Source organism: Roseofilum sp. Guam (genome assembly GCF_017746735.1).
Taxonomy (GTDB): Bacteria; Cyanobacteriota; Cyanobacteriia; order Cyanobacteriales; family Desertifilaceae; genus Roseofilum; species Roseofilum reptotaenium.
In genome coordinates this window covers 1-7,988 of sequence record NZ_JAGHZN010000097.1, presented here as the reverse complement: position 1 = coordinate 7,988, position 7,988 = coordinate 1, and the positions used below count along the sequence as shown (strand labels likewise).

Annotated in this window: 7 protein-coding genes and 1 pseudogene; 5 read left to right on the top strand and 3 right to left on the bottom strand. The window is 44.4% G+C overall.

Going from position 1 to position 7,988, the window contains the following annotated elements; translation table 11 throughout:
• Window positions 1–1,022: DUF4912 domain-containing protein (locus J7529_RS23890; RefSeq protein ID WP_318731052.1), on the bottom strand; the 1,022-nt coding region annotated here is incomplete at its 3' end.
• Window positions 1,023–1,610: 588 nt separating this feature from the next.
• Here J7529_RS23890 and ribBA point away from each other — a divergent pair.
• Window positions 1,611–3,287, top strand: coding sequence for a bifunctional 3,4-dihydroxy-2-butanone-4-phosphate synthase/GTP cyclohydrolase II (gene ribBA / locus J7529_RS23885; protein ID WP_318731050.1), 1,677 nt, complete (start codon window positions 1,611–1,613; stop codon window positions 3,285–3,287).
• 166 nt (window positions 3,288–3,453) lie between these two features.
• On the opposite strand, the gene J7529_RS23880 is transcribed toward ribBA, so the two are convergent.
• On the bottom strand, window positions 3,454–3,696 hold the full coding sequence (locus tag J7529_RS23880) for a hypothetical protein (RefSeq protein ID WP_318731049.1): 243 nt from the start codon (window positions 3,694–3,696) through the stop codon (window positions 3,454–3,456).
• A 177-nt stretch (window positions 3,697–3,873) separates the two neighbouring features.
• Window positions 3,874–4,317, bottom strand: a complete 444-nt coding sequence (gene dtd / locus J7529_RS23875) for a D-aminoacyl-tRNA deacylase (protein ID WP_318731048.1) — start codon at window positions 4,315–4,317, stop codon at window positions 3,874–3,876.
• Window positions 4,318–5,238: 921 nt separating this feature from the next.
• On the opposite strand from dtd, the gene J7529_RS23870 reads away from it, so the two are divergent.
• The 4 genes and pseudogenes from J7529_RS23870 to J7529_RS23855 form a co-directional block, all read left to right on the top strand.
• Window positions 5,239–6,267, top strand: a complete 1,029-nt coding sequence (locus tag J7529_RS23870) for a chlorophyll a/b binding light-harvesting protein (RefSeq protein ID WP_318731047.1) — start codon at window positions 5,239–5,241, stop codon at window positions 6,265–6,267.
• A 124-nt stretch (window positions 6,268–6,391) separates the two neighbouring features.
• On the top strand, window positions 6,392–6,907 hold the full coding sequence (gene fldA / locus J7529_RS23865; protein WP_271943844.1) for a flavodoxin FldA: 516 nt from the start codon (window positions 6,392–6,394) through the stop codon (window positions 6,905–6,907).
• A 130-nt stretch (window positions 6,908–7,037) separates the two neighbouring features.
• Window positions 7,038–7,769: an alpha/beta fold hydrolase gene (locus J7529_RS23860; protein WP_271943846.1), complete on the top strand. Its 732-nt coding sequence runs from the start codon at window positions 7,038–7,040 to the stop codon at window positions 7,767–7,769.
• Between the two features lie 61 nt (window positions 7,770–7,830).
• Window positions 7,831–7,988: pseudogene (locus J7529_RS23855) on the top strand (IS630 family transposase); the annotation flags it as partial.

Genomic DNA, 7,988 nt, shown 5'->3' with positions numbered 1-7,988 from the left:
GCACCCGAGGTGGTCATTCCTGCACCCGAGGTGGTTAGTCCTGCACCCGAGGTGGTCAGTCCTACACCCGAGGTGGTCAGTCCTACACCCGAGGTGGTCATTCCTGCACCCGAGGTGGTTAGTCCTGCACCCGAGGTGGTCATTCCTGCACCGGACTCTGTTTGAACAGATGCAGCCGGAGCTGCCCATTTGCCAACTCCAGAGGGGAAGACATAGGAGCTAATGGCTTGGGCAGTTTCAGAACCGAAGACGGAACCCGCTAGGCGTTTGGCTTCTGCTTCGCGTGCAAGCTGGTAAAGTGCGTCGGCTTCGGTGGTTTTACGGCCTGGGGGATCGAGGGTGAGTAACCGATCGCCACTGCCTAGAGTTTTATCCCAGCTTACGGTCATAAACCGTTCTTCTACCCAGTCAGAGGGATAGATGGGAGGAATGGTGACGGGGGCAGAGCGTGCGAGAATTAACCAGCGGCCATCAGCACAGCGATAACCAATATCAACCACATAGATGCGATCGCTAATGGGAATGGGAATATACCATTCTCTAGCTAATTCATCGCAGGGATATTCCTGCATACTGTGGGGACTTTCATAATTGATGTTGATATCTGTAACATCATAGATTCTCAGTGCTAGTTGTTGTCCACCCTGGGTGCGTAATTGTTCTTTTTGATCATTGCTAATATCCCAGTAAGCATAAGCCCATTGAGGGTCACGAGGCATCAGGACAATGCAAGGTTGACCATAACCACTCGGTAAATCTGTTAACTCATCATCTACGGAGGCCAGAACTTCTGGGTCAAAGGAGTTTCCCACTTCCAACTTGGCCGCTTCTATAGCTTCTTGAGCGTCCATTGGTTCAGTGTGTATATGTTTAGCTGGGCTATTAGAGTTTTGAGCTTCCATAATCGCTTGTAGGAGTTCAGACTTACGCATCCGGCTATAGCGGGAAATTTGGTACTCGCTGGCGACCTTACGCAACTGTCGTAAGGTCATCTCAGATAAGGGAGGACGATTATTTGTCATATACAGGCTCTCCTAATGTCTTAATCGTTTGCTCAAGGCTTGAGCTTGGGGATCAATTTCTTGATATATTGCAAAAAAAAAGAGGAGAGTGCAAGGCTTGGGTCTGCCAACTTTAGGTATTTTGACGCGATCTTAGCTCCTCTATCTGTTTTTTGTGATGAAATCATGACTTTTAGTTGAGACTGGGATCATAAAAGTTATGAAATTATGACAAAATTGAGGGGTCGCTCTACAAGAATAAGCAGATAGGTATGGGATTTGCCTCAAGGGATGACAAGGCAGCTCAAAGGTCGCTATAGCGACCTTTTTCGGTCGTATTTTGTTGAAAAGATCAACTGAAAGCTGGCGATCGCATAACCATAACCTCAAGTTAGAGGGCTAATTGCCCAAAAAATTGCTGGTCTTTTTTCGCTATCTTAAATACTCAAAGCCAAGCGTAGCCTTAGATTCAAGTCTGTTGTCACCCCCTGAGGGGATTTGCACATAAGATTAAACTGTCCCTTGTTTCCTAGCTTCCATTACCGATACCCATTACAAACGTCGATCGCGGTACAATAACAACCACAAATCGATCTACATTCTCTCACTGTGACTTCCTCTCCTTCCTTTCAGTTTGACTCTATAGAAAGCGCGATCGCCGAACTTAAACTTGGTCGTATGGTGGTTGTTGTCGATGATGAAAATCGGGAAAATGAAGGCGATCTTGTTGGCGCTGCACAGTTCGCAACTCCCGATATGATTAACTTTATGGCTGTTTATGCACGGGGTTTAATCTGTTTAGCCATGATTGGCGATCGCCTCGATCAGCTTGATCTCCCCCTCATGGTCACCCACAATACGGATAAAAACCAAACCGCTTTTACCGTCAGTATCGATGCTGCCCCGGAACTAGGCGTAAGCACGGGAATTTCTGCCGAAGACCGGGCCCGTACTATTCAAGTCGCTATTAACCCCCACACTCAGCCCCACGACTTACGCAGACCGGGGCATATTTTTCCCCTGCGATCGCGGGAAGGGGGAGTTTTGAAACGTGCCGGCCATACGGAAGCCAGTGTTGATTTAGCCCATTTAGCCGGTCTATATCCAGCCGGAATTATCTGTGAAATTCAAAACCCCGATGGCTCGATGGCGCGACTGCCACAACTGATTCGCTATGCTCAGTATCATGAACTGAAAATTATTAGTATTGCTGATTTAATTGCCTATCGTTTGCAACACGAACGGTTCGTGAAACGAGAAGCTCTAGCAAGTCTTCCCACCCAATTTGGGGAGTTTAAAATCCACGCCTATCGCAATACCTTAGATGGTTCCGAACATATTGCCATGGTCAAAGGCGATCCGAGTGAATTTTCCGAGCAAGTGGTCACCGTGCGGATGCATTCGGAATGTTTAACGGGAGATGCATTAGGCTCCCTGCGGTGTGATTGTCGAATGCAATTACAAACGGCCCTGAAAATGATTAACCATTCGGGAGCCGGTGTAGTCGTCTATTTACGTCAGGAAGGGCGAGGAATTGGCTTAGTCAATAAACTCAAAGCCTATATGTTGCAAGACCAAGGATTAGATACGGTAGAAGCCAATGAAAAATTAGGCTTTCCGGCTGATTTGCGCAACTATGGAGTTGGGGCGCAAATTCTCAATGATTTGGGCGTGAAAAAATTTCGCTTAATTACCAATAATCCGCGTAAAATTGCTGGATTAAAAGGCTATGGTTTGGAAATGGTCGATCGCGTTCCCCTGTTAATTGAAGCTACGGATCATAATGCTGCCTATTTAGCCACAAAAGCCCAAAAACTGGGTCATTGGCTACTGCAAACCTATTTAGTCACCGTTGCTCTAGAGTGGAAAGACCCCAATCCTTCAGTGACTCAACGCTATGAATGGTTGGAGAAATTGCGCTATTGGTCAGCTCAGAAAAACCTACTCCTACAGGAAGAAACTCGTCCAGTGGCGATCGCTCTGTTTACCCATCCCTCTTTAATTGTTCATTTAGGATTCGATCAACCCTATAGCACTCCCATGGAATGGTATCACGATGTCGAACATCCCTATTCCCAGGCGATCGCCTCCTGGCTAGATTTGCTAGTGGGTTGGCCTCCCGTCGTACGCCTCGAATTTTTGGTCAGCGATGGCTCGGACCCCCTGGATGGCTTGCAGTTGAAGTTGCAAAGGCAACCCTGCGATCTCCAAACCTCTCTTCCTTCTGCTCTGTTCAAGAGTCTGGAAACGCAGAAAATTTATAGCTTTAGCAATAGCCGGGAATGAGTTATAGCGCTTTGCGCTGGGGAATAGGGAATAGGAGATAGCTTGTATTGCTTAGGGTCTAAGGCTTAAAGCTGTACTCCTCTAGAAGAGAGAAGCGCTATAGTTAGGACAGACAAGGGGCTGGAGTCCCCTTATTGTAGGCTGATGGCACAGTTTTCTAGGAGTCCTAAGGCTGTGGAGCTTTACCACCCCCTTCTTCTGTCTCAATGGCCTCCTCTGTTCGCCCATAGGGGTTAGTTTTCCGCTCCCATCGGGGAATTAAGCCCACAAACAAATTGTTCAATGTTACACGAGTTTGGGCGCTTGCAGGGCCTAAAGGTTCCGGAAGAACGCGATCGCCGAGAAATACAAAGGCTAAAAATAGAACACTTGACACAATTAACCAGGGTTTTAAATAGGAAAAATTCATCTTAGTTTCCTCATGATTACTACTAATACTATTTCTCTATGATGATGTGCTTAACAAGGAGCTTAGAGCTAATTGCCATGCTGTATTGATGGTACGTTCAAAGCGAGAAATGGTCTAACCCTATTATTCCCTAGCCTTCAGTTATTTCTTTCATGGATGGTTAATCGAACTAAAGTATTACTCTAAAAGCAAGGTGACTGGGCCGTCATTATCAATTTTAACCTCCATCATTGCTCCAAATTCTCCCGTTTCTACCGTTAAACCACTCTCCTTCAAGAGATTCACAAACCGATCGTAGAGCGCTTTCGCCGGTTCTGGAGGTGCAGAGCGATCGAAAGAGGGACGACGACCTTTACGACAATTTCCATACAGGGTAAATTGACTAATCACCAATAGTTCACCCTGGATCTCTTGTACGGATTTTTGCCAGCGCCGCCCTATGTTTTCTGGGTCGGGAAACAACCGCAATTCAAGACATTTTTTCGCCATCCATTGAACATCATTCGGCGTATCTGTATCTGTAATTCCCACGAGTAAGTTTAATCCTCGGCCAATTTTACCGATAATCTGGCCATTCACGGAAACGGAAGATGCGGTAACTCGTTGAATTAGGACGCGCATAGAGATATCAACAATGCTTCAAGGGGGCGATCGCGCTAATGTCGAGCATTCTTGCGATCTTTCCTCCAATTTAGCATATCTAGCCCTCGTCTACAGATACAGTTCTTTCTATTTTTTATTTACTGATTTGATAACTAGCGCAAGTTTGATACGGAGCAATCGCACCAGTAATATCCAGCTTGATCGCGATCGCTGTGCTAATTTAGGATATCTCGTGTAGTAAGTAGGTGGGCTTAATTAAATCAACATGTTAACTGAATTTGAGATATGGTTTCAAACTGTATATAACCATATAGAAAATTGTGGATATCAGATCGAGATAAGTCCAACCTCCACAGACGAAAATAAAAGTATACAAATTGATTTTGATTCAGAAAACATAATTGCTCGAATTACATTGTGGAGAACGTGGAATTCATATGAATGTTCCCTACAAATTTTAGAAGTTGATTCTGGGCTTACACTACTAAATCAGTATTTGGAGATTATCTCAAACGTTGAGTTCAATAAAGCTTTGCATCCTTTTTTCACGATTCTTGGGGTGGAAGTCGTTTAATTGTACCCAGAGGTTGGCTGCTGCAAATTATACTTGATTTTGGCTTGGATAAACTGGGGCAATTGCATCTCTAACTTTGGAATACCATAACTAATACGATGTCTAGAGCTTCTACCTAGAAAACTATTGAGATTTATTTTAGATCTTTATCGAGATTATGAAGACAAGAGAGAATCAAGTCTCTGAGCTTTGATCCCCAAAACCCAGTAAAAGCAAGACTTTTACCAGTTTACAATCGCTCAAATCACTATCTTTACAAAACTTTATGTTTTTACAATTGACAATAATTCTGAATTAGATTTTAATAGTTAACTGTTGAAAGTAATTCTCAACAGTTAACACGCTCTGACTCAGTTAACGATCCTATGCAAACCTACGACAACCCAAAAGTCACCTATGACTGGTGGGCAGGCAATGCACGATTTGCCAACCTTTCCGGGCTATTTATTTCAGCCCATGCGGGGCAAGCAGCCCTGATCACATTCTGGGCAGGAGCCTTCACCCTGTTTGAAATTTCTGGATTCGATCCAAGTCAATCCATGGGCGAACAAGGACTGATCCTGCTTCCCCACTTAGCCACCCTAGGATGGGGAGTTGGCGAAGGGGGTCAAGTCACCGATACTTATCCTTACTTCGTCATTGGAGTCATTCACCTGATTTCTTCGGCTGTGTTAGGAGCTGGAGCCTTATTCCACACTTTCAAAGCACCAGAAGACCTCACAACTGCTAAAGGTTTTGCCAAAAATTTTCATTTTGATTGGGAGAACCCCAAGCAATTGGGCATCATCTTAGGGCATCATCTCTTATTCTTGGGTATAGGAGCCTTATTGCTCGTCGGCAAAGCCATGTACTGGGGTGGACTATACGACAGTACAACGGAAACAGTCCGCATTATTAGCAACCCTACCCTCGATCCGTTGACCATCTATGGATATCAAACTCATTTCGCCAGCATTACTAGCTTAGAAGATTTAGTCGGTGGTCATGTGTTTGTTGGCATTCTGCTCATTGGTGGTGGAATTTGGCACATTGTTGTCCCCCCTATGGACTGGGCGAAGAAAGTCTTAACCTTTTCCGGTGAAGCTATTCTCTCCTATTCCCTCGGTGGTATTGCCCTAGCCGGTTTTGTAGCCGCTTACTTCTGTGCCGTAAATACCCTAGCTTATCCAGTTGAGTTTTATGGCCCTGTTTTAGAAGTGAAATTGGGAATTGTGCCTTATTTTGCCGATACCGTTGATTTACCTGGAGGTGCTCATACTTCACGGTGTTGGTTAGCAAATGCCCACTTTTTCCTCGCCTTCTTTTTCCTGCAAGGCCATCTGTGGCACGCTCTACGAGCAATGGGATTTGATTTTCGCCGCGTAGAAAAAGCCCTCAATGCTGTAGAAGGCTAGTAGGACTTCTCCGGGTCAGCAAGTTGTTTTGATTCTCTCCTCTTTTTGTGAGGGGTTTCTGAAGAACTATCAAGATTGAAACCCCTCTTTTTGTATTAATTGATTCTGAATGGATAAAGTAAAAATGGCAAACATTGGACTATTTTTTGCAACTCAAACCGGCAAGACTGAAGAGGCAGCCGAAGCAATTAAAAAGGAATTTGGTGGTGATTCTGTTGTTGCCTTACATGATATGGCTGATGCTAGTGCAGATGATTTCGGCGGTTATCAATATTTGATTATTGCTTGTCCCACTTGGAATATCGGCGAACTCGCTAGTGACTGGGAAGGGTTTTATGAAGATGGACTCGATAGTGTTGATTTTAACGGAAAAAAAGTTGCGTATTTTGGCACAGGAGATCAAATCGGGTACGGCGATAACTTTCAAGATGCTATTGGCATTTTAGAAGAAAAAATTGCTGGTTTAGGGGGAGAAACGGTTGGCTATTGGCCCACTGATGGATATGATTTTAATGAGTCTAAAGCAATACGGAATGGAAAATTTGTTGGTTTGGCTCTTGATGAAGATAATCAACCCGAATTGAGTGAAGGACGAATTAAGACTTGGGTAGAGCAAGTCAAAAAAGAATTTGGTTTATAAGATAAACAACGCTTGAAATTCGCTTCATTTCTTTGAGCAGCTCAGTTTTTGTTTGAGCAGGTAAGTTTAAATCCCTAACCATGGTTAAACTTACCTTTATTTTTAGTCTTTCTTCTTCTTGGAATTATTCATGACTCAATTACCCGATGTCTTGTGGATTAATGTCAGTCCCAGTTTTCGCCGCTTCCATCGTCCCCTGCTGAGGCTATTATCTGCCCATGTACCGCTTGCAGAATGGCAATATGAGCAAACAGAAGATGAAGGAAGTTGTTTAAATCAAGCGTTAGGATTACTCCATCATCATATCAAAAAGCACGATCGCCCCTTACATCTACTCGGTCATGGAACAGGAGGCTTGTTAGCTCTATTATATGGTCGTCGCTATCCGCAAAATGTGCGATCGCTGGCGTTGCTTTCTGTGGGGGTATATCCGGCGATCGATTGGCAAGCCCATTACTATGTACAATTAGGCTTACTGCCCTGTTCGCGCGATCGCATCTTAACCCAAACCGCCTATAATCTCTTTGGCCCTCATTCCCCACCCGTCGTTGAAGAATTAGTTAGAATCCTAGAGAAAGATTTAAGAACGTCCCTGTCTCCCCATTCGCTTTATCGACGCACTCAAATTCTTCCGAGTGAACTCGATCCTCCCCTATTCATCAGTCGGGGACAACAGGATTTAGTCATCGATCCGAGCTTGTGTGAAGGATGGAAACCTTGGTTAAAAGAGAGCGATCGCCTTTGGGAATGTCCCCATGGACGCTACTTTTTCCATCATACTCATGCCCAACTGGTGAAAAGACAGATTCTCAAGTTTTGGCAATCCTTAACTCCACTTCAGTCTACCCTCAAAAGTGCTTAACGGAACTTATATTGGGACTACTTGATTGATGCCTTATTAAGCGCATCATCATAGAGAAATGGTATTAGATGTGGACTATCGAGATGAGCCAAAAGTTCGCTTACTTTCAGATAATCTCAATACCCACAATATTACCTCTCTCTACAAAACTTTTCCCCATGAGGAAGCCCACCGTTTAGCCCGACGGATTGAAATGATTCATACACCCCGTAATGGAAG

What these genes read in the sequence shown, in the direction of transcription:
- J7529_RS23860 (WP_271943846.1), top strand. Translation starts at nt 7,038, where the DNA reads ATGACTCAATTACCCGATGTCTTGTGGATTAATGTCAGTCCCAGTTTT.
- J7529_RS23880 (WP_318731049.1), bottom strand. Translation starts at nt 3,696, where the DNA reads ATGAATTTTTCCTATTTAAAACCCTGGTTAATTGTGTCAAGTGTTCTA.
- J7529_RS23870 (WP_318731047.1), top strand. Translation starts at nt 5,239, where the DNA reads ATGCAAACCTACGACAACCCAAAAGTCACCTATGACTGGTGGGCAGGC.
- fldA (WP_271943844.1), top strand. Translation starts at nt 6,392, where the DNA reads ATGGCAAACATTGGACTATTTTTTGCAACTCAAACCGGCAAGACTGAA.
- dtd (WP_318731048.1), bottom strand. Translation starts at nt 4,317, where the DNA reads ATGCGCGTCCTAATTCAACGAGTTACCGCATCTTCCGTTTCCGTGAAT.